At 55.9% G+C, this 25,230-nt stretch carries 18 protein-coding genes; 12 read left to right on the top strand and 6 right to left on the bottom strand.

Features of this window, described 5'->3' with window-relative positions; translation table 11 throughout:
* From gcvP to RGW60_RS01000, 5 genes are all read left to right on the top strand, one after another.
* Positions 1-2,865, top strand: a complete 2,865-nt coding sequence (gene gcvP / locus RGW60_RS01020) for an aminomethyl-transferring glycine dehydrogenase (protein ID WP_322201324.1) — start codon at positions 1-3, stop codon at positions 2,863-2,865.
* 118 nt (positions 2,866-2,983) lie between these two features.
* Complete coding sequence (locus RGW60_RS01015) at positions 2,984-4,360, top strand: L-serine ammonia-lyase (RefSeq protein ID WP_322201322.1); 1,377 nt, start codon at positions 2,984-2,986, stop codon at positions 4,358-4,360.
* Positions 4,361-4,430: 70 nt separating this feature from the next.
* Positions 4,431-5,555, top strand: coding sequence for a glycine cleavage system aminomethyltransferase GcvT (gcvT, locus tag RGW60_RS01010; protein WP_322201320.1), 1,125 nt, complete (start codon positions 4,431-4,433; stop codon positions 5,553-5,555).
* Between the two features lie 378 nt (positions 5,556-5,933).
* The gene (locus RGW60_RS01005; RefSeq protein ID WP_322201318.1) at positions 5,934-6,146 is read left to right on the top strand and encodes a cold-shock protein; all 213 of its coding nucleotides are present in this window, start codon (positions 5,934-5,936) and stop codon (positions 6,144-6,146) included.
* Between the two features lie 101 nt (positions 6,147-6,247).
* On the top strand, positions 6,248-6,733 hold the full coding sequence (locus RGW60_RS01000) for an RDD family protein (protein WP_322201316.1): 486 nt from the start codon (positions 6,248-6,250) through the stop codon (positions 6,731-6,733).
* An 81-nt stretch (positions 6,734-6,814) separates the two neighbouring features.
* Here the strand turns inward: RGW60_RS01000 and lptG are convergent, their stop codons facing one another.
* Positions 6,815-7,876: an LPS export ABC transporter permease LptG gene (lptG, locus tag RGW60_RS00995; protein WP_322201314.1), complete on the bottom strand. Its 1,062-nt coding sequence runs from the start codon at positions 7,874-7,876 to the stop codon at positions 6,815-6,817.
* The gene (gene lptF, locus RGW60_RS00990; protein ID WP_322201312.1) at positions 7,869-8,990 is read right to left on the bottom strand and encodes an LPS export ABC transporter permease LptF; all 1,122 of its coding nucleotides are present in this window, start codon (positions 8,988-8,990) and stop codon (positions 7,869-7,871) included. The genes lptG and lptF overlap by 8 nt, the downstream gene beginning before the upstream one ends.
* A gap of 332 nt (positions 8,991-9,322) precedes the next feature.
* Here lptF and RGW60_RS00985 point away from each other — a divergent pair, with 332 nt between their 5' ends.
* The 5 genes from RGW60_RS00985 (at position 9,323) to rlmF (ending at position 15,904) form a co-directional block, all read left to right on the top strand.
* Entirely contained in the window at positions 9,323-10,810 is a 1,488-nt protein-coding gene (locus tag RGW60_RS00985) for a leucyl aminopeptidase (RefSeq protein ID WP_322201310.1), read from the top strand.
* Positions 10,811-10,866: 56 nt separating this feature from the next.
* Positions 10,867-11,295: a DNA polymerase III subunit chi gene (locus RGW60_RS00980; protein ID WP_322201308.1), complete on the top strand. Its 429-nt coding sequence runs from the start codon at positions 10,867-10,869 to the stop codon at positions 11,293-11,295.
* Positions 11,296-11,302: 7 nt separating this feature from the next.
* A complete protein-coding gene (locus RGW60_RS00975) occupies positions 11,303-11,773 on the top strand; it encodes a DNA polymerase III subunit chi (RefSeq protein ID WP_322201306.1) in 471 nt (156 codons plus the stop codon).
* A 135-nt stretch (positions 11,774-11,908) separates the two neighbouring features.
* Positions 11,909-14,755 (top strand): valine--tRNA ligase, encoded by a 2,847-nt coding sequence (locus tag RGW60_RS00970; protein WP_322201304.1) that lies wholly within the window; start codon positions 11,909-11,911, stop codon positions 14,753-14,755.
* A 180-nt stretch (positions 14,756-14,935) separates the two neighbouring features.
* Positions 14,936-15,904 carry a 23S rRNA (adenine(1618)-N(6))-methyltransferase RlmF gene (gene rlmF / locus RGW60_RS00965; RefSeq protein ID WP_322201302.1) on the top strand — a complete coding sequence of 323 codons (969 nt, stop codon included), beginning with the start codon at positions 14,936-14,938 and terminating at the stop codon, positions 15,902-15,904.
* Between the two features lie 148 nt (positions 15,905-16,052).
* On the opposite strand, the gene RGW60_RS00960 is transcribed toward rlmF, so the two are convergent.
* Positions 16,053-16,334, bottom strand: a complete 282-nt coding sequence (locus tag RGW60_RS00960) for an HU family DNA-binding protein (RefSeq protein ID WP_299829188.1) — start codon at positions 16,332-16,334, stop codon at positions 16,053-16,055.
* A gap of 414 nt (positions 16,335-16,748) precedes the next feature.
* On the opposite strand from RGW60_RS00960, the gene yejK reads away from it, so the two are divergent.
* Both yejK and RGW60_RS00950 read left to right on the top strand, forming a co-directional pair.
* The gene (gene yejK / locus RGW60_RS00955) at positions 16,749-17,750 is read left to right on the top strand and encodes a nucleoid-associated protein YejK (protein WP_322201300.1); all 1,002 of its coding nucleotides are present in this window, start codon (positions 16,749-16,751) and stop codon (positions 17,748-17,750) included.
* A 56-nt stretch (positions 17,751-17,806) separates the two neighbouring features.
* On the top strand, positions 17,807-18,157 hold the full coding sequence (locus tag RGW60_RS00950) for a glutaredoxin family protein (RefSeq protein ID WP_322201298.1): 351 nt from the start codon (positions 17,807-17,809) through the stop codon (positions 18,155-18,157).
* A gap of 6 nt (positions 18,158-18,163) precedes the next feature.
* Here the strand turns inward: RGW60_RS00950 and RGW60_RS00945 are convergent, their stop codons facing one another.
* The 3 genes from RGW60_RS00945 to RGW60_RS00935 all read right to left on the bottom strand — a co-directional run bounded on the left by RGW60_RS00945 (position 18,164) and on the right by RGW60_RS00935 (position 25,080).
* Positions 18,164-19,096 (bottom strand): glutathione S-transferase family protein, encoded by a 933-nt coding sequence (locus tag RGW60_RS00945; RefSeq protein WP_322201296.1) that lies wholly within the window; start codon positions 19,094-19,096, stop codon positions 18,164-18,166.
* An 84-nt stretch (positions 19,097-19,180) separates the two neighbouring features.
* On the bottom strand, positions 19,181-19,522 hold the full coding sequence (locus RGW60_RS00940; RefSeq protein ID WP_322206818.1) for a GIY-YIG nuclease family protein: 342 nt from the start codon (positions 19,520-19,522) through the stop codon (positions 19,181-19,183).
* 74 nt (positions 19,523-19,596) lie between these two features.
* Positions 19,597-25,080: an NEL-type E3 ubiquitin ligase domain-containing protein gene (locus tag RGW60_RS00935; protein ID WP_322206817.1), complete on the bottom strand. Its 5,484-nt coding sequence runs from the start codon at positions 25,078-25,080 to the stop codon at positions 19,597-19,599.
* Positions 25,081-25,230: the final 150 nt, after the last annotated feature.

The raw sequence follows: 25,230 nt of genomic DNA, 5'->3' as shown, positions 1-25,230 counted from the left end.
ATGACTGACCGTATCGAGTTAAACACCGCTAACGAATTTATCGCGCGCCATATTGGCCCTCGCCCAGCTGACGAAAAAGCCATGCTCGGCCTCTTGGGCTTCGACTCGCTAGAAGCGTTGAGCGCCGCTATCATCCCGGAAAGCATCAAGGGCACCAGCGTCCTCGACATGGGCCCGGGGCAAAGCGAAGCGGATGCACTGGCGTCAATCAAAGTTATCGCCAGCAAAAACCAGCTGTTCAAAACCTACATTGGCCAGGGCTATTACAACACCCATACCCCTGCTCCGATCCTGCGCAACTTGCTGGAAAATCCAGCGTGGTACACCGCTTACACGCCATATCAGCCCGAGATTTCCCAAGGCCGCCTGGAGTCATTGTTGAACTTCCAGACATTGATCAGCGACCTGACCGGTTTGCCGATCGCCAACGCATCGCTGCTCGACGAAGCGACCGCTGCCGCCGAAGCCATGACCTTCTGCAAGCGCTTGAGCAAGAACAAGAGCAGCCATCTGTTTTTCGCCTCAATCCATTGCCATCCACAGACCGTCGATGTTCTGCGCACCCGTGCTGAACCGCTGGGGATTACCGTCGTGGTCGCGGATGAAAGCGAACTGACTGAGGTCGGTGAATATTTTGGCGCGCTGCTGCAGTACCCAGCGAGCAACGGTGATCTATTCGACTACCGTGAACTGGTCGAACGCTTCCATGCTGCCCATGCACTGGTGGCGGTATCCGCGGATCTGCTGGCATTGACCTTGCTGACCCCGCCTGGCGAATTCGGCGCAGACGTGGCCATTGGTAGTGCACAACGTTTCGGCGTACCACTGGGTTTTGGTGGTCCGCACGCGGCTTACTTTTCCACCCGCGACGCGTTCAAGCGCGACATGCCTGGCCGTTTGGTCGGGGTGTCGGTTGATCGCCATGGCAAGTCTGCGCTGCGTCTGGCCATGCAAACCCGCGAACAACATATCCGCCGCGAAAAGGCCACCAGCAACATCTGCACCGCGCAAGTGCTCTTGGCCAACATTGCCAGCATGTATGCGGTCTACCACGGACCCCGTGGCCTGATACAGATCGCCAAGCGAACACACCACTTGACCGCGATTTTCGCTCAAGGGCTGAGCCAGCTGGGCTTAAACGTCGAGCAGGCGTTCTTCTTCGACAGCTTGACCTTGGTCACCGGCGCCGACACCGCGACCCTGCACGCTAAGGCCCGCGCGCAACAGATCAACCTGCGTGAAATCGACGCCCAGCGCCTTGGCCTGTCGTTCGATGAAACCACCCAACAGGCCGACGTTGAAGCCCTGTGGCAGTTATTTGCGGTTGATGGACAAAAACTGCCGGACTTCAACGCACTGGCTAACGATGCCAAATCGAAGCTGCCTGCCGCGCTCGTGCGCCAATCGCCAATCCTCAGCCACCCGGTGTTCAACCGTTATCACTCCGAAACCGAGCTAATGCGCTACCTGCGCAAATTGGCTGATAAGGACTTGGCGCTGGATCGCACCATGATCCCGCTCGGCTCGTGCACCATGAAACTCAACGCCGCCAGCGAAATGATCCCGGTCACCTGGGCCGAGTTCGGTAATCTGCACCCGTTTGCCCCTGCCGAGCAGAGCCTGGGTTATCAGCAATTGACCGACGAACTGGAAACGATGCTCTGCGCCGCCACCGGTTACGACGCCATTTCGCTGCAACCAAACGCCGGCTCTCAAGGTGAATACGCCGGTCTGCTGGCGATTCGCGCTTACCACCAAAGCCGTGGCGACGAACGCCGCGACATCTGCCTGATCCCATCTTCTGCCCACGGCACCAACCCCGCGACCGCCAACATGGCCGGTATGCGAGTGGTCGTAACCGCCTGCGATGCACGCGGTAACGTCGACATCGAAGACCTGCGCGCCAAAGCCATTGAGCACCGCGAACACCTCGCGGCGCTAATGATCACTTACCCGTCGACCCATGGCGTGTTCGAAGAAGGCATTCGCGAAATCTGCGGCATCGTTCACGATAACGGCGGTCAGGTATACATCGACGGCGCCAACATGAACGCGATGGTTGGCCTCTGCGCGCCGGGCAAATTCGGGGGCGACGTGTCGCACCTGAACCTGCACAAAACGTTCTGCATTCCCCACGGCGGTGGCGGTCCAGGGGTTGGCCCGATTGGCGTGAAATCGCACCTTGCCCCGTTTCTTCCGGGCCACGCCACGATGGAGCGCAAGGTGGGCGCGGTCTGCGCGGCACCGTTTGGCAGCGCAAGCATTTTGCCGATTACCTGGATGTACATCCGCATGATGGGTGGGGCTGGCCTCAAGCGAGCTTCACAGCTGGCGATTCTGAATGCCAACTACATATCGCGTCGCCTGGAAGAGCATTACCCCGTGCTGTACACCGGCAGCAATGGTCTGGTGGCACACGAATGCATCCTCGACCTGCGCCCCTTGAAAGACAGCAGCGGCATCAGCGTTGATGACGTCGCCAAGCGCCTGATCGACTTCGGCTTCCATGCGCCAACCATGTCGTTCCCGGTGGCCGGCACCTTGATGATCGAACCAACCGAAAGCGAATCCAAGGAAGAACTGGACCGTTTCTGCGACGCCATGATCTGTATCCGCGACGAAATCCGTGCAGTGGAAAGTGGCGCGCTGGACAAGGAAGACAACCCGCTGAAAAACGCGCCACACACGGCGGCCGAAATCGTTGGCGAGTGGACTCACCCGTACAGCCGCGAACAAGCGGTGTACCCCGTCGCCTCGTTGATTGATGGCAAGTACTGGCCGCCAGTGGGTCGCGTCGACAATGTCTTTGGTGATCGCAACCTGATCTGCGCGTGCCCATCGATTGAGAGCTATCAAGAGGCTTGATCTGAATAGGCATTAACAGCCTCGCCAACAAGTTGGCTCTACAGAGGAATGCAATTCCCTGTAGGAGCCAACTTGTTGGCGAAGCGACTCATAACAACAAAAAATACCGGAGTGCACCATGTCACTGAGCGTATTTGACCTGTTCAAGATCGGCATCGGACCCTCCAGTTCGCACACCGTAGGCCCGATGCGTGCCTCTGCGCGGTTTGCCGAAGGCCTGCGTCGCGATGACTTACTAACCAGCACAGCCAGCATCAAGGTCGAGTTGTATGGGTCGCTGGGCGCTACCGGCAAAGGCCATGGCAGTGACAAAGCGGTAATGCTGGGCCTGGAAGGCGAGCACCCGGACACGGTGAATACCGAAACCGTAGCCGAGCGCCTGCAACAGATCCGTGGCAGCGAACGCTTGAATCTGCTCGGTGAACACAGCATCCCGTTCATTGAAAAACAGCACCTGGCGATGATCCGCAAACCCTTGGCATTCCATCCAAACGGCATGATTTTTCGTGCCTTCGATGCCGCTGGATTGCAAATCCGTAGTCGCGAATATTATTCAGTAGGCGGTGGTTTTGTCGTCGATGAAGACGCTGCCGGCGCAGACCGTATTGTCGAAGACAGCACACCGCTGACCTTTCCCTTCAAAAGTGCCAAAGCGTTGCTCAGCCATTGCACCACCCATGGGTTGTCCATTAGCGAAGTAATGCTACTCAATGAATCCGCTTGGCGCCCGGAAGCAGAAACCCGCAGCGGTCTGCTGAAGATTTGGCAAGTCATGCAGGACTGCGTCACCGCAGGCTGCCGTAACGAAGGCATTTTACCGGGCGGCTTGAAGGTCAAGCGCCGCGCCGCCGCGCTACACCGTCAGCTGTGCCAGAACCCTGAAGCCGCGCTACGCGATGCGCTGTCGGTGCTGGACTGGGTGAACCTGTACGCCTTGGCGGTGAACGAAGAAAACGCTAATGGCGGCCGCGTCGTCACTGCGCCCACCAACGGCGCGGCGGGAATCATTCCGGCGGTATTGCATTACTACATGCGTTTTATTACCGGAGCCAACGAAGACGGTGTCGTGCGTTTTCTACTCACAGCAGCTGCCATTGGCATTCTTTATAAAGAAAACGCTTCGATCTCTGGCGCTGAAGTGGGCTGCCAGGGTGAAGTCGGTGTTGCCTGTTCCATGGCCGCCGGCGCGTTGTGCGAAGTGTTGGGCGGTAATGTCCAGCAAGTGGAAAACGCCGCCGAAATCGGCATGGAGCATAATCTGGGCCTAACCTGCGATCCGATTGGCGGACTGGTGCAAGTCCCCTGTATCGAGCGCAACGCCATGGGTTCGGTCAAGGCCATCAATGCCGTGCGCATGGCGCTGCGTGGCGACGGCCAGCACTTTGTGTCCCTGGATAAAGTGATCCGCACCATGCGCCAGACCGGCGCCGACATGAAAAGCAAATATAAGGAAACAGCCCGAGGCGGGCTGGCCGTGAACATTATCGAGTGCTGACATCCAGCCTCATGCCATTCACCGGAATTGTTGTGGTTTAGACGGTTCTGGAAAATCTTAGGAGTCATCAATGTCCACTGAACAGTTGTTAACCACACCGCTTCACGCTCTGCACCGCGAACTCGGGGCAAAAATGGTCCCATTCGCCGGTTATGACATGCCGGTGCAATACCCCGCCGGCGTGCTTAAAGAACACCTGCACACCCGCGCTCAGGCCGGTTTGTTTGACGTGTCGCACATGGGTCAGATTCGCCTGACCGGTGCCAACGCCGCCAAAGCACTGGAAACGCTGGTGCCGGTCGACATCATCGACTTGCCAGTAGGCATGCAACGCTACGCGATGTTCACCAACGAAAGCGGTGGCATTTTGGACGATCTGATGGTCGCCAACATTGGCGACAACCAGTTGATTCTGGTGGTCAACGCCGCTTGCAAAGACGACGACCTGGCACACATCCAGAAGCATCTGGCAGGTCAGTGCGACATCGAGCCGATGTTCGAAGCGCGCGCCCTCCTCGCCCTGCAAGGCCCATCTGCCGTGACCGTGCTTGCACGCCTGGCGCCTGAAGTGGCGAAAATGACCTTCATGCAGTTCGCTAAAGTGACGCTGCTGGGTGCCGACTGCTACGTTAGCCGCTCGGGCTATACCGGCGAAGACGGCTATGAGATCTCGGTTCCAGCGGACCACGCTGAAGCCTTGGCCCGACGCCTGCTGGCCGAACCTGAAGTCGCACCGATTGGCCTCGGAGCGCGTGATTCGCTGCGTCTGGAAGCAGGTCTTTGCCTGTATGGCCACGACATGAACACCGAGACCACTCCGATCGAAGCGAGCCTGTTGTGGGCAATCTCCAAAGTACGACGTGCCGACGGCGCCCGGGCCGGAGGCTTCCCCGGTGCAAAACAGATCTTCGCCCAGCAGCAAGCAGGTGTGGCTCGCAAACGTGTAGGACTCTTGCCACAAGAACGCACTCCTGTGCGTGAAGGCGCAGAAATCGTCGACGCTGACGACAAAGTCATCGGCATTGTCACCAGTGGCGGCTTCGGGCCAAGCCTCGGCGGACCTCTAGTCATGGCCTATCTCAACAGCGCCCACGTGGCGCTTGACAGCGAAGTATGGGCCATCGTGCGCGGCAAAAAAATTCCGATGAAGGTCAGCAAGATGCCGTTCGTGGCTCAGCGTTACTTTCGCGGTTAACATAACGACAAGCTGCGCACTGGCAAAAACAGTGCGCAGGACAGTCATACCTTCTCGATTATTAGCAGTTGTAGTCCATATCCAGGCGCGCGAACAACTAGAAACTTCCGTAAAATCTATCGATTGCGGCGTGTCGGTAAAAGTTTTCAAACAGGCCGGAGAACCCCTGAAACCGGGCCTTAGCCGGACTTGTTTTTCCGGGCGAAGTTGGCGTAAAGTTCCTTAACTGTGTTTGCATGGGTCGCTGAACCGTGACCCGGGCAGTAGAGCCAAGTATTGCTACATCCCGTTCGACGATTCTTACTTCCTGCAACCAGTCCCAGTTCCCTTTCAACGCAAAGGGGCTGTCATTAATTCAAGCTCCAAGGAATAAAGAAAATGGCTGATCGTCAGAGCGGTACCGTCAAGTGGTTTAACGACGAAAAGGGTTTTGGTTTTATCACTCCAGAAAGCGGCCCGGATCTGTTCGTCCATTTCCGCGCTATTCAGGGTAACGGCTTCAAGAGCCTGAAAGAAGGCCAGAAAGTCACCTTCATTTCCGTGCAGGGCCAAAAAGGTCTGCAAGCAGATGAGGTCATTCCTGAGGCGTAAACCCTTCGGAAACAACTAAAGCCCCTGATGTTGACCATCAGGGGCTTTTTTATGCGTGGGATTCCGTAAAATGCTTTCTTTTTTGTAATCGAGCGTCCGCCATGTCGACACATCAGCTTCGCCCCCAAGGTGACTTCCCCATTGCGGGGCTAGGTCGTCGCTTGGCAGCAATGGTTTACGACACCCTGCTCTGCATCGCCCTGCTCATGGTCACCACTCTGGTTTACAAGCTTATTTTGATGGCGTTTATCGGTGAAGCCAAACTGAGAACCTTGTCGGAAGCCGGCACCTTGGATGGCGATCCGTTACTGTCAACGATCCTGCTGTTTGTCCTGTTCGGCTTCTTCGCCAAGTTCTGGACTCACTCGGGCCAGACTTTGGGCATGCAGGTCTGGGGCATCCGCGTGCAGAACGCCGACGGCACCGGCATCAGCCTATGGCAAGCGCTGCTGCGCTTTGTGGTCTCGATTGGCTCGTGGCTTTGCGTAGGACTGGGTTTTTTCTGGGTACTGTTCGACAAGCAGCAACGCAGCTGGCATGACATGTATTCCGACACACAATTGGTGCGGGTGCCGAAGCAGAAATAAGCGCTTCAACATTACCAGTAGGAGTCAACGTGTTGGCGAGACAATTTAAGCCTCGCCAATACGTGGGCTCCTACTGGTGGGTTACCCCGCCCTGCGCAACAACCAAACCCCGGCAATAGCGCAGATACCTGACGGCACCAGCACTGCGAACAACGGTGAGAAGCCAAACACCAGGCTCGACGGCCCCAGCAAATCCTGAGCAATACGGAAGGTGAAGCCAACCAGCACCCCGGTGAACACCCTCTGACCCAAGGTCACTGACCGCAGTGGTCCGAAAATAAATGAGATAGCCATCAACACCAAAGCCATCGTCACCAACGGTTGTAGGACCTTGGTCCAGAATGCCAGCCAGTAACGACCGTTATTCAAACCCTGTTCAGCCAGGTAGTGCGAATAACTCCACAACCCGGAAATGGACAGCGAATCCGGGGGCAAGACCAGGGTACTCAATAGCTGCGGGCTTAACGTCACATCCCATAGCTCGCTCGGACTGGTGACAACTTCTGTGCTATCACCATGGAACCGCGTGGTGGTCACGTCCTGCAGTTGCCAATGGTCCGTATCGAACTTCGCGTGCTTGGCAAAGCTGGCGATCTGCATATGGCGCTGATCGTCGAACCGATAGCGTGTCACGCCGTAAAGCACACCGTTGGGTTGCACGGCATTGATATGAATAAACTCTTCGCCCTCGCGGTGCCATACCCCGTATTTACTGCTTTGTGCGTCGCCGCTACCTTGAGCAAGAGAACGGTTGGACTGAGCCATGTCTTCGCTGACAGGCGCTACGTATTCGCCGACCAACACGCCAGCGATCATCAGCAGCAACATTGGCTTCATCACCGCCCAGACAATGCGGCCAATCGAGACACCGGCCGCGCGCATAATGGTCAGCTCGCTACTGCTGGCCAGGCTGCCAAGTCCGACCAGGCAACCGATCAGCGCCGACATCGGCAACATCTCATAGACCCGCCGAGGCGCCGTCAGCAATACGAACGAGCTGGCGTCTAGCAGCGTGTAGGTGTCGCTGATGTCGCCCATTTCATCAATGAAAGCGAACAGCGAAGCCAGACCCAAAATGACGCCCAGTACACCCAGGATCGCCACAAAGACGCTTTTGCCAATATAACGGTCAATTTTAACCACGGGTCACCTCCTTCGCGTCGCGGCGACTCGCCATGCTTAGCCGCAGAGGTTCCCAGTACAGCAACAAGACACCGATCGCCAGAAACAGCGCGTGCACCCACCACAAACCAAAGGCTATTGGGATCTTGCCGCGCTCAAGCGCTCCACGCGCGGCGATCAGGATGGTGAGGTACGCCATGTACAGAAGAATCGCCGGAAGCAACTTGAGGAAGCGACCTTGTCGCGGGTTGGCCTTGGAAAGTGGTACGGCGATTAGTGTGACGATGAAAACCAGCAGCGGCAGTGACAAACGCCACTGAAGTTCTGCCTTGGCGCGCAAGGTGTCATTGCCAATCAGATCCCGTGTAGGAATGGCCTCGCGATCGGTAACTTCTCCACTGATTTCCGGTTTAGGCAACACCGCGCCATATGTGTCGTATTTGATGGCGCGATAGTTCGCCTCACCTGGATTACCGTCGTAGCGATAACCGTTTTCTAGAATCAGGTAACGCGTACCGTCAGGCTTGACCTCCTGACGACCCTTTTCGGCGACCAGTACGGAAATACCCTGATCTTTTTTGCCATCGCGGGACAACCTTTTTTCGGAGATAAACACACCACCGAGATGGGTGCGGTCTTCGGAAAGAGATTTTGTATAGGTAATCCGGGAACCGTCCCGCAGCGCCTGGAAGCGACCCGGCACCAACGTGTCGAACTCGGTCAATGCATCTTGTTGATTGACGATCAAGGCCACCTGCGCAGCACCTTGCGGGGCCAGCCCCATGCTCAGCCAACTGACCAGCAGCGCTACGACAGCCGCCGGAGCCAAGGTCATCCACAATAAGCGTTGCTGACTCATGCCGGTGGCAGCAAGCACGGTCATTTCGCTTTCGAGATAGAGCCGGCCATAGGACAGCAAAATGCCCAGGAACAGGCCCAATGGCAGAATCAGTTGCATAAAGCCTGGCAGGCGAAAGCCCATAATCATGAACAGCACGCCGGGATCGAGCGCGCCCGATGCGGCTTGAGCCAGGTACTTGATGAAGCGTCCGCTCATAATGATCACCAGTAACACGGCGCTGACCGCGCTCATGGTCACCAGCACTTCTCGGGACAGATAACGGAAGACGATCAAACCAGACACTCCAGGGTTGTCAGGCACAGGCGGCCAAACAAAAACGTATCAGCCACGATGACTAACGGCTCGCAGAGACGAACCACCAAAAAAATATGCGGCATTATCCTGTGATTAAGGGTGTCTGTCACTGCGCGCTCTGCATAGAAGCGCGAGAGTCTTTACGCGGCAACGCCATAGCGGGTAAAAACCTGGCACACGAAGGGTTGTCAGGCTCCGTAGGTGAGGGTCAAACTGCGGGCCTTGCCGCAGGCATTACCGGTGCGAAACAACGCCAGTGACTGTGCGCTTCATTCTTTCTGCGAAAACCCACAGTTATCGGGGACCCCGACATGGAATTTGTTGTAAAAAACGCTAGCCCAGAAACTTTGAAAACCGCCACGCTGGTCGTTGCAGTGGCAGAAGGTCGTGCTCTAAGCGAAGCGGCCAAAAATCTCGACACCCTGACCGGCGGGGAAATCACCGCAGTCCTTAAGCGGGGCGATTTGGCAGGCAAAGTCGGGCAAAGTCTTTTGCTACACAGCTTGCCTCACCTCAAGGCCGAGCGTGTGCTGTTGGTTGGTGTGGGCAAAACAGGTGAGTTGACTGATCGTCAGTTTCGCAAAGTCGTTAGCTGCACATTGTCCGTATTGAAAGGTCTAGGTGGCAGCGATGCCGTGCTGGTCCTGGATGAGCTGGTCGTCAAAAATCGCGACACCTACGGCAAAGCGCGCCTGCTGGTAGAAACCTTGGCTGATGGCGAATATGTGTTTGACCGTTTCAAGAGCCAGAAAGCCGAACCGCGCGCATTGAAAAAAATCACCTTGCTGACCAGCAAAACTACCCAGGCTGACACTGAGCGCGCCGCCACGCACGCCGCTGCTATCGCAACAGGCATCGCTTTCACCCGCGACTTGGGCAACCTGCCGCCGAACATCTGTCACCCGAGCTACCTGGCTGAAGAAGCTAAAAGCCTGGGCAAAGAGCATAAAAACCTCAAGGTTGAGATACACGACGAGAAGAAGCTCAAAGAATTGGGCATGGGTGCGTTCCTCGCCGTGTCCATCGGCAGCGACCAACCACCACGCTTGATCGTCATGAATTATCAGGGCGGCAAGAAAACCGACAAGCCCTACGTACTGGTCGGCAAAGGTATTACGTTTGATACCGGCGGCATCAGCATCAAGCCGGCTGCGGGCATGGACGAGATGAAGTTCGACATGTGCGGTGCCGCCAGTGTGTTCGGCACCCTGCGCGCCGTGCTTGAACTGAAACTGCCAATCAATTTGGTATGCCTGCTGGCCTGTGCCGAAAACATGCCGAGCGGCAGCGCCACTCGCCCTGGCGATATCGTCAGCACCATGAGCGGCCAGACCGTCGAAATCCTTAACACAGACGCCGAAGGGCGTTTGGTCCTCTGCGACACCCTGACCTACGCTGAACGCTTCAAACCGCAAGCGGTGATCGATATCGCAACCCTGACCGGCGCCTGTGTCGTTGCCTTGGGTGGCCACACGTCCGGGCTGATGGGCAATAACGACGAACTGATCGAGCAACTGCTCGACGCTGGCAAACAAGCCGACGACCGTGCCTGGCAATTGCCGTTGTTCGATGAGTATCAAGAACAGCTGGACAGCCCGTTTGCCGACATCGCCAACATTGGCGGCCCCAAAGGCGGCACCATCACTGCGGGTTGCTTCCTGTCACGCTTCGCCAAAGCCTACAACTGGGCGCACTTGGACATCGCTGGCACTGCATGGCTGAGCGGCAAGGACAAAGGCGCCACGGGCCGTCCGGTTCCGCTGCTGACTCAATACCTGCTCGACCGCGCTGGCGTGTAAACCGCTTAGGGACGTATTGGCCGCTTGGCCGATACGTCCCGCGTTCAGGAACTGACATGACCCAAGTCGATTTTTATATCCTGCCCAGCGCCGATCCGCAGGCACGCCTGGACTTCGCCTGCAAACTCAGCGAAAAAGCCTGGCGCCTCGGGCATCGGGTCTATTTGCATTGCAGTGATGCCGCCCAGCGTGAAGACCTCGACGCGCGACTGTGGCGCTTCAAAGGCGAAAGCTTCGTGCCGCACGGCAATGCCGAGGACGATCAGGATGCTCCGATCGTACTGGGGCTGGGCGATGATCCAGGGCAACATCAGGATTTGCTGGTCAATCTGGACCTGCGCATCCCCGAATTTTTCAAGCGTTTCGCCCGTGTGGCGGAAGTGGTAGTAGAACATCCCGCTATTCGTCTGGCCGCACGAGAGAGTTTTCGCTTCTATCGTGAACAGGGCTATCCTCTGCAAGATCACCGGTTACAGCGTCTCTGAGCACACGATGGATACTCCAAAACCCCTGAAAGACTCCGCGCATTTGCTGGATGACCTTGAGTCGATCCGCCAACTGCTCGGGGATGATTCATTGCAACCGCCGTTGCTGACCGACAGCGTTAAGGGCGACGTGCAAATCCCGTTGTTGTTCGATGTGGTTGGCGCTCAAACAGCCACAACGGATAAAGGCCAAGTGGTCAAGATCCCTTTTCTCGACGCCGAACCTGTTGCGCAGGTTGCCGAGTTTGAAGGCAACGAAGCGGACATCCCCACCTTGATCCCAGAACCGGTCGCCGAGCAGGCAGCACCGAACCCGGACCTTTTGCTGCACTTGGACAACGAACTGCGCGCCGCCGCGCAATTGATCATGCAAGACGTCATCGACGACTTCGCCCCACACATCGAAACCGAAATCAAACGTCGGCTTGATGCGAGGATGGAGCGGCTGCTCGCAGCAGCTTCAAGCGGAAAGCTATAAAGGCGCAATCTGCAAGCAGAAGCCAAACGCGCACCGCTTGTAGCTTGCCTCTGTCCGCTGTCTGTGGCTTGCAGCTGCCCCTGCCGCTATACTTGCCGGCTTTCCTGAATTAATGCCAATAGGGTCCAGCCGCGCATGGAAAAGACCTACCAGCCGCACGCCATTGAAACTTCCTGGTATCAGACTTGGGAGTCCGAGAATTATTTCGCTCCGCAAGGCGCTGGTGACTCGTACACCATTATGATTCCGCCGCCGAACGTTACCGGCAGCTTGCACATGGGTCACGGTTTCAACAACGCGATCATGGACGCCTTGATCCGTTTCCGCCGCATGCAGGGTCGCAACACCCTGTGGCAACCAGGCACCGACCACGCGGGTATCGCCACGCAAATGCTGGTGGAACGCCAGATCGAAGCCCAAGGCCTGAGCCGTCATGACTTAGGTCGCGATAAATTCCTCGAAAAAATCTGGGAATGGAAAGACCAGTCCGGTGGCAATATCAGCCGTCAAATCCGTCGTTTGGGTTCTTCAGTGGATTGGAGCCGCGAGCGCTTCACCATGGACGACGGGCTGTCCGAATCGGTAAAAGAAGCATTTGTACGCCTGCATGAAGACGGTCTGATCTATCGTGGCAAGCGTTTGGTCAACTGGGACACCAAACTGCACACCGCTATTTCCGATCTGGAAGTGGAAAACCACGACGAGAAAGGTTTCCTCTGGAACCTGCGTTACCCACTGGCCGATGGCGCGAAAACCGCTGATGGCCTGGATTACCTGGTCGTCGCCACTACCCGTCCGGAAACCATGCTCGGCGACGCCGCCGTTGCCGTTAACCCGCAAGACGAACGCTATAAAGCCCTGATCGGTAAGTTCGTCGAACTGCCATTGGTTGGCCGCCGCATCCCGATCATCGCTGATGATTATTGCGATCCTGAGTTCGGCACCGGCTGCGTGAAAATCACCCCGGCCCACGATTTCAACGACTACGAAGTCGGCAAGCGCCACAACCTGCCCCTGCTGAATATCTTCGACAAAAACGCTGCAGTGCTGCCTGTCGCCCAAGTGTTCAACATCGACGGCACGCTGAATGAGCTGATTGACGGCGCACTTCCGGCAGCCTATGCCGGTCTTGATCGCTTTGAAGCGCGTAAACAAATCGTTGCCGCCTTTGATGCTGCTGGCCTGCTGGTCAGTGTCGACGACCATGCACTGAAAGTGCCCAAGGGCGACCGCTCCGGGACGATCATCGAGCCATGGCTGACCGACCAGTGGTACGTCTCCACCAAGCCGCTGGCTGAACCTGCCATCGCCGCTGTGGAAGACGGGCGCATTGCGTTCGTGCCCAAGCAGTACGAAAACATGTACTTCTCCTGGATGCGTGACATTCAGGACTGGTGCATCAGCCGTCAGCTGTGGTGGGGCCATCGGATTCCGGCCTGGTACGACGAGTCAGGCAAAGTTTATGTCGGTCGCGACGAAGCCGAAGTTCGCACGAAGAACAATCTCGGGCCAGAGATTGCGCTGCAACAGGACAACGACGTTCTCGACACCTGGTTCAGCTCAGGGCTGTGGACCTTCTCTACGCTGGGCTGGCCGGAAAAAACCGAAGCGCTGAAGACTTTCCACTCCACTGACGTGTTGGTCACTGGCTTCGACATCATTTTCTTCTGGGTCGCCCGGATGATCATGCTCACTATGCATTTGGTGAAAAACGAAGACGGCACACCGCAAGTTCCGTTCAAGACCGTATACGTTCACGGTTTAGTGCGCGATGGTCTCGGTCAGAAGATGTCCAAGTCCAAGGGCAACGTCCTTGACCCGCTGGACATCATTGACGGTATCGAACTCGAAGACCTGGTCGCCAAGCGCACCACCGGTTTGATGCAGCCAAAACTGCAGAAAAAGATTGAAAAGCAAACCCGTGACGAGTTTGCGGACGGCATCGCCAGCTATGGCACCGATGCGTTGCGCTTTACTTTCTGCTCGCTGGCGTCCACCGGTCGTGACATCAAGTTCGACATGGGCCGCGTCGAAGGCTATCGCAACTTCTGCAACAAGATCTGGAACGCGGCACGTTACGTTCTGGATAAGGGCGAAGACTGCGGGCAAAACGGCGAAGCGGTGGAACTATCCTTGGCTGATCGCTGGATCATCTCGCAGTTGCAGCGTACCGAAGCTGAAGTGACTCGCCATCTGGATCAGTTCCGCTTCGACCTCGCCGCCCAAGCGTTGTACGAGTTCATCTGGAACCAGTATTGCGACTGGTACCTGGAGCTGTCCAAGCCCGTGCTGTGGGACGAAAATGCCCCGGTCGAGCGTCAGCGCGGCACTCGTCGAACGCTGGTTCGCGTGCTGGAAGTGGCGTTGCGTCTGGCTCATCCGTTCATGCCGTTCATTACCGAAGAAATCTGGCAGCGCCTCGCACCGCTGGCGGGCGTGACCGGCAAGACGATCATGCTGCAACCTTGGCCAGTGGCCAACGAAGCACGCATCGATCAGGCCGCCGAAGACGACATCGAATGGCTCAAGGGCCTGATGTTGGGCACCCGCAACATTCGTGGGGAAATGAACATCGGCCCTGGCAAGCCACTGCAACTGTTCCTCAAGAACGTTAGCGCCGAAGATCAACGCCGCCTGACCGAAAACGATTACCTGCTGAAAAAACTGGCCAAGCTTGAATCTATTACAGTGTTGGCTGCCGGTGCAGAAGCTCCGCTGTCCGCAACCGCATTGGTTGGCGAAATGGAAGTGCTGGTGCCCATGGCCGGTCTGATCGACAAAGCCGCTGAGCTGGCGCGTCTGGACAAAGAAATCCTGCGCCTGCAAGGTGAAGTGCAACGCGTGGGCGGCAAGCTGTCCAACGCAGCGTTCGTCGACAAAGCGCCTCCTGAAGTGATTGCCAAGGAACGCGCCAAACTGACCGAAGCTGAACAAGCCTTAGCCAAACTGGCGGAACAACACGCACGCATCGCCAGCTTGTAAGGGCGACATCAAAGCTGGCCCGTTCGCGGGTCAGCCTCTCTGTAGGAGCGCGCTTGCCCGCGATATGGCCAGCCCTGACACCGAAGGTTTTGTTCATCAAACACGGTGCCTGACCCACAGCAATCGCGGGCAAGCGCGCGCCTACAGCGTGATGCACCTGCATTCACAGAATTGAATTCCATGACCACCCCAGACAAACCTAAAGCCACGATGCACCCGCGCAACCGTCACCAAGGCCGTTACGATTTCCCGAAGTTGATCAAAAGCAGCCCCGAGCTGGCCGAGTTCGTGGTGGTCAATCCCTACGGTAACGAAAGCATCGATTTCGCCAATCCATCGGCAGTCCGAGTGTTCAACCGCGCCCTGCTCAAGTCGTTCTATGGCGTCGCGCATTGGGACATTCCGGCTGACTACCTGTGCCCACCGATCCCAGGCCGCGCCGATTACTTGCACTTCATGGCTGACCTGTTGGCTGAGAGCAACGACGGCGTGATTCCACGCGGCGCGTCGATTCGTGCACTGGACATCGGCATGGGCGCCAACTGCGTCTATCCGTTGATTGGCCACAGTGACTACGGCTGGCAGTTCCTCGGTTCGGAAATCGACCCCACGGCAATCTCCGGCGCCACCGCCATCGTCAAATCCAACAACCTGCAGAAAGTCATCAGCCTGCGCTTGCAAAGCAACCGCAAACAGATCCTGCTAGACCTCCTGCACAGCGAAGAACGTTTCGACCTGAGCGTCTGCAACCCACCGTTCCACGCCTCATGGGAAGAAGCGCAACGCGGCAGCCAACGCAAATGGCGCGCATTGGGCAAGGCTGACCCGAAACGCAAGTTACCGGTGCTGAACTTTGGCGGGCAATCACAGGAATTGTGGTGCGAAGGCGGCGAAATAGGCTTCGTGACGCAACTGATCAACGAAAGCAAACACGTGCCACAGCAGGTGTTCTGGTTCAGCACCTTGGTCTCCAAGGCCTCGAACCTGCCGTTGATTCAAAGCACACTGAAGAAAGCCGGTGTGTTCGACAGCCGCGTGGTGGAGATGTCTCAGGGCCAGAAACAAAGCCGCTTCGTGGCTTGGACCTTCCTCGACAACACTCAGCAGCGTATCTGGCGCGAGAAGCGCTGGGCCGCAGCCAAGGCCTGATATTGAAAACTCAACACCTGTAGGAGCCAACATCTTGGTTTCTACAGATTTTTCAGGGACATCAGACAGAAAAAAGCCGTGCCCGGAGTGATCCGGAGCACGGCTTTTTTACAGCAAGATCCGATTGCCCGTCAGGGCAAACAAATACTTACTTGTTCACCGAATCGCTGAGGCTTTTGGCCGGTACGAATTTGATGACTTTCTTGGCAGCGATTTCGATGGCAGCGCCAGTCGAAGGGTTACGGCCAGTGCGAGCTGGGCGCTCAGTGACTTTCAATTTGCCAATGCCTGGCAAAGTGATTTCAGCGCCGTTTTCCAGTTGATCAGCAACAATCTGGCCCAATTGCTCAAGAGCATTACGCGCGGTGGTTTTTGGCGCGTCGATAGCTTCAGCGATATCGGCGATCAATTGGTCTTTAGTCATTGCCATGGTGGTGTTCCTTCCCTATCTAATTCATTTGGATTGCAGAGTGCGGCGTCGGCCTGGGGCCAGGCGATAAGCCTGGCCCTCACGGAGCAGCCACGATCAAGCGCGAAGTGTAGATGCTGAAACCCGGGTTTGGTTCGACCTGACGCGTACAAACTGCGTGCTTAGCGCCCTTAAGGTGCGCAAGACCGGGCAAAACTAGCACAGAGGCAATCAAATATCCGCCCCTACCTACCCATTTGGTCAGCTTTAGAGTGTTAAACGGTAAAAAATACGCTGTAAACACTCAAAACAGCCCAAAACCCGCCTCGTGCCGAACACATCTACGCCGCCCAAGGTGCGTTACACTTGCCGACTTTGAATTGAGCGCAGGCTCCTCCGCCGCTCTTCATCCGTGATTTTCCAACCGAGAAGCCCATGCCGATCCGTCATTGCATCGTCCACCTGATCGAGAAAAAACCCGACGGTACGCCAGCGGTGTTGCACGCCCGCGATTCAGAACTCGGCGAGTCTCAGGCCATCGAGAACATGCTCGCCGACCTGAACGAGAGCTATAACGCCAAGCAAGGCAAAGCGTGGGGCTTTTTTCATGCGGAATCGGGGGCACACCCCTTCAGCGGCTGGCTGAAAGAATACCTGGAGGGCGGCAAGGACTTCACAGCGTTCAGCCGGATCGCCATTGAACACCTGCAAAAACTGATGGAAGAATCCAACCTGTCGGTCGGCGGCCACGTGCTGTTCGCTCACTACCAGCAAGGTATGACCGACTACCTTGCCATCGCCCTGCTGCACCACAGTGAAGGCGTGGCGGTGAACGCGGAGCTGGACGTGACGCCCTCACGTCACCTCGACTTGAGCACGCTGCACCTGGCGGCACGTATCAACGTCTCCGAGTGGCAGAACAACAAGCAGTCCAAGCAATACATTTCGTTCATCAAAGGCAAAAACGGCAAAAAAGTATCTGAATACTTCCGCGACTTCATCGGTTGCCAGGAAGGCGTCGACGGCCCCGGTGAAACCCGCACCTTGCTCAAGGCGTTCAGCGACTTTGTGGAGAGTGAAGATTTACCCGAAGAGTCCGCCCGGGAGAAAACCAAAACCCTGGTGGATTACGCCAGCGCCCAAAACAAAATGGGCGAACCCATGGGGCTGGAGGAGCTGTCTGGTCTGATCGATGAAGAGCGTCCGCGAGCGTTCTACGATCACATCCGCAACAAGGACTATGGCCTGTCTGCAGAGATTCCGGCGGATAAGCGCACCCTGAATCAGTTCCGTCGCTTCACTGGCCGTGCAGAGGGCCTCTCAATCAGTTTTGAGGCACATCTGTTGGGTGACAAGATCCAATACGACGAAGAAGCCGGTACTCTTATCATCAAAGGTCTGCCAACCCAACTCACTGATCAGTTGAAGCGCCGCTGAGGGTTGGATCGGACATCTAGGTTATTCGCCGAAGCCAAAGCAAGAAAAGGTTAGCAATGCTCATCCGCACGCTGAAGAAATTCGTATTGATCATGTTGGTGGTGGTGGCCTACCAGAACTGGGGCAAGGTCGAACACTTTTTCAGCCCTGACACGGCGGCGATCAGCCAAAGATTGGCAAACGCCAAGGTCGTGCTGTATGCCACCGACTGGTGCGGCTACTGCAAACAGACTCGGCGCTTGCTCGACAGCAAAGGCATTCCCTATCGCGAATTCGATATCGAGAAATCCGCCGAGGGTCGCAAAGCTTACGAGGCGCTAGGCGGACGCGGTATCCCCATGATCGACGTCAATGGCACGCTGATCAGGGGATTCAGCCCGGAGGAGATACTGGCGGCACTGAAATGAATCGAGTCACCTCGCTTCGATTCGAAACCCTAGCCGTGGAAAGTGCACGTGCACCGCACCTGTGCGCTCATCCTCGCGGCGTAGAATCAGCTCTTCGCTGCCGCTGAACACCAATTCGCCTTCGACCGGATCGACCCCATAATCCGTGGCACAGATGATGACTTTCTGGCCGAGTGTAAAGCCATTAGGCTCGCTGAATTGTTCGTCGGGTAACGGCGCTGGAGCAGCACATCGGGCAATTTCAAGTGCATCGGAGGCGCTCAATGCATTGAAGGCTCCATGGCCAAGGGCCTCTACCCGCTGGTACCAAGCGGTAATGGCCGGATAGTCGTCAACCAGAGGGGCAGTCACAGAACCTTGTTTGACGAACCATAGCGGGTGAGCGAGGGCGAGATCAGCAATCGACGGCTTACCAAACAGGAAGTCTCCGTTGCGCTCAAGTTGCATTTCCAGACGGGCCATGAGCGTCGGCCATTGATGCTTGGCCTGTTCCAGCGTGACTCGCACGGCGTTCCCACCCGAGAACAGTCCAGCACGATCAACCATGAAAGCTTTCACACCTTCAGGAGGCAATTTGGCGAACCGTTGTGCAGCAGACACAGGCTGTAAAGCAAGGCTTACGGCGTGCAGAAAAACTACCGAATCAGCCCAGGCGGCGAAGCTTGCGACGGTAAACTCTTGACCTTCAGGAAAGAACGCTGGCAAAGCTTTTTCCTGCTCCAGACGACGAGCAATGATGGCGGTGTCACAGTAGATATCTGCACCCACTTGCAGCACCGGGGTTTTGCGGTACCCACCAGTCAGGATGGTCAGGTCAGGTTTGGGCATGACCGGCGAGATCATTACCGAACGCCATGACAGTCCTTTGAAACCGAACATCAAACGAGCTTTTTCGGAGAAAGGGGACGTTGGATAGTGATGCAAAATCAGCTCTGACATGTTTGGCTCCGCGTTCGGATAGAAAGCCTGAAGCTTACCTCCCGGCGCGTGGGGAGCCTATCTGGTCAGCCTGATAGTCAGTCATCACGAAGGTGGATAAATGGCGCCCTCAAGTCCGACGCCAAAGCTCGACACAAGTGTTTCCTTGGCACTCTTTTTCAGTTGTTTGATTAAACGCTCTTGGCGCAGGGCTTCACGCTTGTCGCAACACGCTTCTACGTAAACCAGCGCGACTGCCGGGCTGGAATAGAAGAAGCGTGCGCCTTTACCGCTTTGATGAGCCGTGAAGCGGCGCTGGGGATCGTCACTGATCCCGCAGTACAACGCGCCGTTAGCGGCGCGCACCAAGTAGACAAACCAGCGCTTTGCAGCACTGGTCTTCAGGGTGACATTGCTCGTAGCTGAGCTGACGGAGGAAGCGGGCATTTGCTGAGTGACGACTGCCAACACTGGAGAGGTGGCAATTCTAGCAGATGCCATGGCCGCAACCGGGAATTACGTTATTCGTCGTACTTGAGCCCTTCTCGGTGGGTCAGTTGTTGAATGAGGTCGCGCTCCCTATCCTTTTGCTGCGTCTGCAACAATTCTGCGCGGCTCAGATAGTCATCGTTCAATTCTGCAAATTCATCCTCCAGACGCGCCTTTTCTTGCTCAAATGTCGCCTCAAGCGCCGTGAACTCCGAGGCGTACTCGTCACGTAGCCAACTGATCCAGAAGTCTCGACCCGCCGCAGAAGCCAGGAAATCGCCGCTGTTTTGGTGGGTGACAACCTCGGCTTGAACAGCCGACAGTTCCTCTGGCGTCACCGATGCAAGGTTTCGATACAGCATACTCGTCGGAGGTAGCGGCAATCCGAGACGCTCGGCCAAACCCACACGGTAGGCAAGTCGTACTTCGGCCGCGTCGCGATGTCGGCTGTTTGCAAGCGCGATGCGATCAACTTCATCCAGACGGTACAACTGCCGCATGAGACGGTAGAGTGTCTGCCCCCGTTCGGTTTCCGGTATCCCGCGCAGTGAACTTCTGGTATAGACCTGAACTTCCATTTGGTTGAATTGCAGGCGAATACCGTCGGCACAGGTTCGATTGACGAGAGGTTCTTCAGCCATAACATTAAGCAGCGCACGCAGCTCAGCGTCATGCCCTACAGCCTCTATCACGTTCCAAACACGTAACGTTAATTCGCTCCGCGCTCGGAGAAAGTCCGAAGACTCTTGAAGACGGTTTATCAATGCCATAAGCCGTGGCGCATCAGCCGCTGCTTCAAGCTGCACCCACAGGGCGCGTTGAGTGGCGGTTTCTAAACTAGAACCCGTTAGCCAAGGTTCGACAGTAGGCGGTGCAGAAGTTGAACGCCCCGCGGCCCCATGCAGGTGTTGCGCAAACTCCGAGTCTGAGTCTGAATCTGAGTCTGAGTCTGAGTCTGAATCTGAGCTACCTGGAGGGGACGAATCAGCGCGCTCGGTCGGCAGATTGCGAATATCGTCGGGTAAATCCATATAGAAACTGAATGACCTGTGATTACCGTGCTCCCCTACATGGGCAGCGATCATCGTGTCTCGGGACAGCGGATTACCGTTCAACGATATTTCCGTGTGTGCAGAATCGCAGCGCGGGTTTCGAAGTATTTCCTCGGGTAACTCTGTCAGGTGGTTTTCGCAAAGCGACAGCGAATTGACGCCCGTTGGCACAATTTCGGTCAACCAGTCAGGCCATTGGTTCAGACCGACATTATCCAACGTCAGAGATTGCCAATAGCGGTCCGACAATAGAGGGGTGATGGAAATGGGGTCCAGCCTATTACCACTCAGGTTTAGGTGGGCCAGCTGACTGCGACCGCTTAGAAACTCCATGACCTCTTGGTCTATCAACATCCCTTGGTCGGTCAGACCCAACGCCCTCAGGCGGGGCAGATCCGTCAATACCGGAGGAGGCGCCACCAAAGGAGGAGAGTGTTCGATGATGTCCAGACTGTTCATGTATTGAAAGCGTCTTAAAAATTGATCCAACTGGTTCTCATCCGACACTACGCGCCGTAACGTCAGGTCGTTGACATTGCGGTAAAACGTTTCCGGCAATAGTTGTGGAAAACTCTGCAAACTGGTCGACTCAACCAGCAGGGAGAGGGGGTTGAGCCCTGCAACCGCTTGAACCCAATGGCAAAGTAAAGTGTCGCTGAGCTGCCTCCTGTTTTGCTCCAATTCGGCGGAGGAGGACGCATCCAAACTTGCCGCTGCTTCCCAATCTCGCAAGGCCGTTTCCAGCGCTGCCTGCTCTTGCAACAGCTCCATCAAGCGCGGTTCGAGTTCAGCGGGCACATCTAGATTAAAACTGAATGCCCCCCCCGCCCTGGCTTCACCCAGAATCGCTTCTATGGTCGAGCTCCGCGATAACTGATTACCCTGCAGCCAGATCCGGGTACGCCTAGGAAAGTCCAATTCATTACCGATGATGTGGTTGGGCAACATGGTAATTTGATTATCGTTCATCGATACCTCGGCGATGCGGTTCGGCAATAGGTCATTGAGCCAAACGGGCCAACGATTCAGCCCGACACGGTTAAGACCCAAATACTGAAGGCTCAATTGAACCGACCCTGCCGGCGCATCGAACGAGGCAAAGCTGTTTCCGCTCAGATCCAGCCGTTCGAGATGCTGTAGACCGGCGATGAGTTGCAGGTTGGCAGGACGAATGTTCAGCCCCTGATTAATCAAACTGAGGGCACGTAAGTTGGGAAAGTGGGTTGAAACAATGTGCGGGAGAGCAAAAAAATCTGACATGAAAAAGCCGGTCGGGTGAGAGCTGCTAATTGCCAACGAAGTAACATGGGAAAACCGGAGCAGGAACCTCTCGAACAGTTCGGGTCGACCAGGGTCATATAACGGAAGTCTCGAAACGTCCACCCGTACTAACACGTCAGACATTTCAAGGCCTTGAACGCTTTGATAGAAGAACGCCGGCAACTCTTCAGGAAAGTCCTCTAGACCAATCGAGTCCAGACGTAGCGTAGCCAGACCGTCGTTCGGCGCTGCCAAGCTGCTCCTTTGCCAATGCCCTCTGATGGCTTCGCCAATCCGGGTCCGGCTAATCATTCTCGCCTCGCTCATGCCCGCGATTGCGCTTGTTGCGCTCGTCCATTGGTCAAAGCTCACCCGCAGGGCGTGCGCCTCCTCCAGCAATACGTCCAGCCGGGCGTTGATATCGGCATTGGTCATTCCGGCATCGCGCATGACGCCCAAAACGTTCGACGCAGAAACGTCATTCCATTCAAGCAGGCCAATTTTGTCGAGCAAATGATCTTCAAGAATATATCCCGGCAGCACGCCCCTGCCACTCAGGGGGTAGCCTAAGCGAGCTTGTTTGATGTGCGTTGGTGAATTAAATTTCAGGCGTATGTTTTGTTGCCGCAGCAGGCGTGACGCCTGTGCTCGATCGGCAATAGCCAGATCCGCAAGTGCCTGGTTTAGCGCCGAGCCTTGTGAGGGATGGGGAAAACCAATAGCCCGCCGAGGGCCATCGGGCAATGCATGCAAGATTGAATCACAGAGGTTATTGCCTTCGAAGTGAACGCCGTTGAGGGCATTACCTTCGTCGTCAAATGCTTGGTAGCGACCCTCCGATTTGACCAGAATCTTGTAGACCGAGGCTCGGGGCTCGCCAACGGAATCCAGCAACCCGCCATAGTAGGAGCCTTCGCGGACCTCTATACGTACCTGATCAGACCAACCCGGTAATTTTTCAAGTAGGCGCAAGCTCAAGGTTTCAGTGTCGGCATTGTTCACCGAGTGCAAAAAGAATCCTTCAAGGGCGCGGTTAAGTCGCGTTTCCCTCTGCTGCCAGACCGCTGCTTCGCCAACGCGTAAAGGGATGCGGCCGGTTTCCAGCATGTGTTGTTTTTCGACCGCCGTGAGGGTGACCAATAGATCCTCCGCCACTGCGATTGGAGTGGTAGGGAAGTCTCTCTGGATCAACGTCACAAGCGGATCCGTCGTCATTTCGCTTGTGTTGTACAACCGTTCGAAGTGTTCGGCACGAGTGCTACCGGGCTCGCGAATAGAAGTTCCTAGCATTGAGTCCAGCTGAAAACGCTTGATCGTATCGCTCAATTGCCCCGGAGGCGGCACGCTGTCTACATGCACTTGGCGCAATATCGATTCGTCAATATCAGCGATGGCCAGAATTTTTTCAGCAGCGGTTTCACTCAAACCCGATACTGAATGACCAAGCCGTTTGAACAACTTGTTTTTCGCCCACTCTTGGGGCATTTCGCCCTCATGCCGGAATGCTCCGACACCGTTGTGTTCAAGCGCCGGGGAGAACATATGGTTGTTGTTCGGATGTTTGATGACCCATTTATTCAACGGTGCATGATGCTGGATCTCATAGTACTTATCCGAAAGGTTCAGGTACTTTTTACCGCTGTGCTCAATAACGCCGTTGATATCGGGGCTCGCGCCTTCGGGAAGCGCGCTTGGAAGTTCAAACGGGGTTAAGTCAGGTTTCCAAAGCCGTGTTTGTCCGTTGTTCAACTTGATAGGGATGACGCGCCCGACAAAATTATTGCTGGTGATCGGCGGCGGTTCAGGCAATTGGTGGCCCGCAGCTAATAGCGCCATAAACGCAATCTGTTCAGCGGCGCTCATTAAGTGAAGAAGCCCTTCTTTCATGTCGTCGTGGCTCAAATCCTGAAGACCGTGATAGACCTCCCCGATCAACTCCACCGTCGCATAAATCATCATGACCGCACCCAAGGGTGGGATAACGAACGAAGCGAGGTTGAGAATGTTCATACCTGCGCTCAACCAAAGTTGCAGCCGCTCCTGACGGCTTTTCGCGTCTTCTTCCTCAGTGGGCACTGCCAGGAATCGAGCGTTGTCCTTCAGAAGAAACAAATGTTGGCGGTACATTCGGCTAAACGGATCCTCGCTAAGAACATCAGTGTCGACCACCAGATTTGCCTCGTGGTCGGCAACACGGTGCCAAAGGCCCGAGGTGAATATGCTTCCATCTTTGGGAACCAACGGGAAAAGATGCTTGTTTAGCCGGGTAAAAAATGCAGCTCTTTGCCGCTCACCGATAAGCTGGGCGAAGAACGATTGATAGGACTTGTCCATTAATCGCGAGCGAAGCCCATCTTCTAGGTCTTTTAGCGATGCATATTCAGTGAACGGACTAACGGGGTCTTGCGGGATGTACAAAAGCGTAGGAACTTGCGTTGTGCTCCATGTACGTTGCGGACTGATCAACAACACTCGGGGGATCTCGACGCCAAACAGTGTCAGACATTGCAACAACAGAGGTTTACCGTTGAAGCGAGGCTCAGGCCTGCGACGGGCCAACGCGACCATCGCCGAGCACGCGTCCTGACTGATGGTTTTTTTCATGGCGGCTTCGCGGGCATAAACTTCCATGTCGGCCTTGTCATTGGCCTTGAAGGTTCCTCGTGCATTGAAGCGGCCGGCGTCGTGAGCATCGCCAGGGGCAGAGTCCGGCTCGAGCACACTCTCCAGGTGGTCCTGGTACTTGCGCCCTAAGTTCAATTGGCGGCAAAGGTCTATAAACGCTTGGGGTTTGATTTTTTTCGGGTGAACATTTCCGGTGCTGTCGAGAATTGCTGCATTGGGTCGGAGAAACCCCGCCGCCGCTTCTTTGCGCTCAAAGTTATGCAGCGCCGACTCCAACAGCGTTAGTTGGGTACCCGCCAGGGTCGCTCTTTCCTGAACGACATAAAACAGCCGGTCTGTTCTGGCATCAAGACCCGCACCAAACTTAGCGTCCAGGGCCTGACACAATAAGGGTTCAGAAAACTCACTGAGCCCTTTAAGCGGCTTGAACAATAGTTTCAGTGCCTCCTTGGCCCGTCGACTGGCCAACAACGCTGCGCAGTAGTCTTGGCGATCTTGCAGCGAGGATTGGATGAAGGCGGGTGACAGGTTTTTCTGAATAACATCAAGTACAGGATCGCGCTTGAATCGGTCCCTCATCTGCTCAAGCAGCGAAGTAGGAAGCAAAGATACGATTGGTGGAGATTGGGGTATAGATGACATTGTGCAATTGCCTTATCGCGGGAATAAGGCATTGACGTTATCTAGCCGAGCATAAAAAAATGCCTACATAAATATTATCTCGGCGCG

The sequence above is a fragment of the Pseudomonas sp. AB6 genome, assembly GCF_034314105.1.
Taxonomy (GTDB): Bacteria; Pseudomonadota; Gammaproteobacteria; order Pseudomonadales; family Pseudomonadaceae; genus Aquipseudomonas.
This window is presented reverse-complemented; position numbering and strand designations above follow the sequence as displayed.

Bases quoted from the DNA above. Each gene is read 5' to 3' on its own strand.
- rlmF (WP_322201302.1), top strand. From the start codon at position 14,936: ATGACCACCCCAGACAAACCTAAAGCCACGATGCACCCGCGCAACCGT.
- RGW60_RS01005 (WP_322201318.1), top strand. From the start codon at position 5,934: ATGGCTGATCGTCAGAGCGGTACCGTCAAGTGGTTTAACGACGAAAAG.
- RGW60_RS00960 (WP_299829188.1), bottom strand. From the start codon at position 16,334: ATGGCAATGACTAAAGACCAATTGATCGCCGATATCGCTGAAGCTATC.
- RGW60_RS00985 (WP_322201310.1), top strand. From the start codon at position 9,323: ATGGAATTTGTTGTAAAAAACGCTAGCCCAGAAACTTTGAAAACCGCC.
- yejK (WP_322201300.1), top strand. From the start codon at position 16,749: ATGCCGATCCGTCATTGCATCGTCCACCTGATCGAGAAAAAACCCGAC.
- RGW60_RS00940 (WP_322206818.1), bottom strand. From the start codon at position 19,522: ATGCCCGCTTCCTCCGTCAGCTCAGCTACGAGCAATGTCACCCTGAAG.
- RGW60_RS00970 (WP_322201304.1), top strand. From the start codon at position 11,909: ATGGAAAAGACCTACCAGCCGCACGCCATTGAAACTTCCTGGTATCAG.
- RGW60_RS01015 (WP_322201322.1), top strand. From the start codon at position 2,984: ATGTCACTGAGCGTATTTGACCTGTTCAAGATCGGCATCGGACCCTCC.
- RGW60_RS01000 (WP_322201316.1), top strand. From the start codon at position 6,248: ATGTCGACACATCAGCTTCGCCCCCAAGGTGACTTCCCCATTGCGGGG.
- gcvT (WP_322201320.1), top strand. From the start codon at position 4,431: ATGTCCACTGAACAGTTGTTAACCACACCGCTTCACGCTCTGCACCGC.
- RGW60_RS00980 (WP_322201308.1), top strand. From the start codon at position 10,867: ATGACCCAAGTCGATTTTTATATCCTGCCCAGCGCCGATCCGCAGGCA.
- RGW60_RS00945 (WP_322201296.1), bottom strand. From the start codon at position 19,096: ATGTCAGAGCTGATTTTGCATCACTATCCAACGTCCCCTTTCTCCGAA.
- gcvP (WP_322201324.1), top strand. From the start codon at position 1: ATGACTGACCGTATCGAGTTAAACACCGCTAACGAATTTATCGCGCGC.
- RGW60_RS00950 (WP_322201298.1), top strand. From the start codon at position 17,807: ATGCTCATCCGCACGCTGAAGAAATTCGTATTGATCATGTTGGTGGTG.
- RGW60_RS00935 (WP_322206817.1), bottom strand. From the start codon at position 25,080: ATGAGGGACCGATTCAAGCGCGATCCTGTACTTGATGTTATTCAGAAA.
- RGW60_RS00975 (WP_322201306.1), top strand. From the start codon at position 11,303: ATGGATACTCCAAAACCCCTGAAAGACTCCGCGCATTTGCTGGATGAC.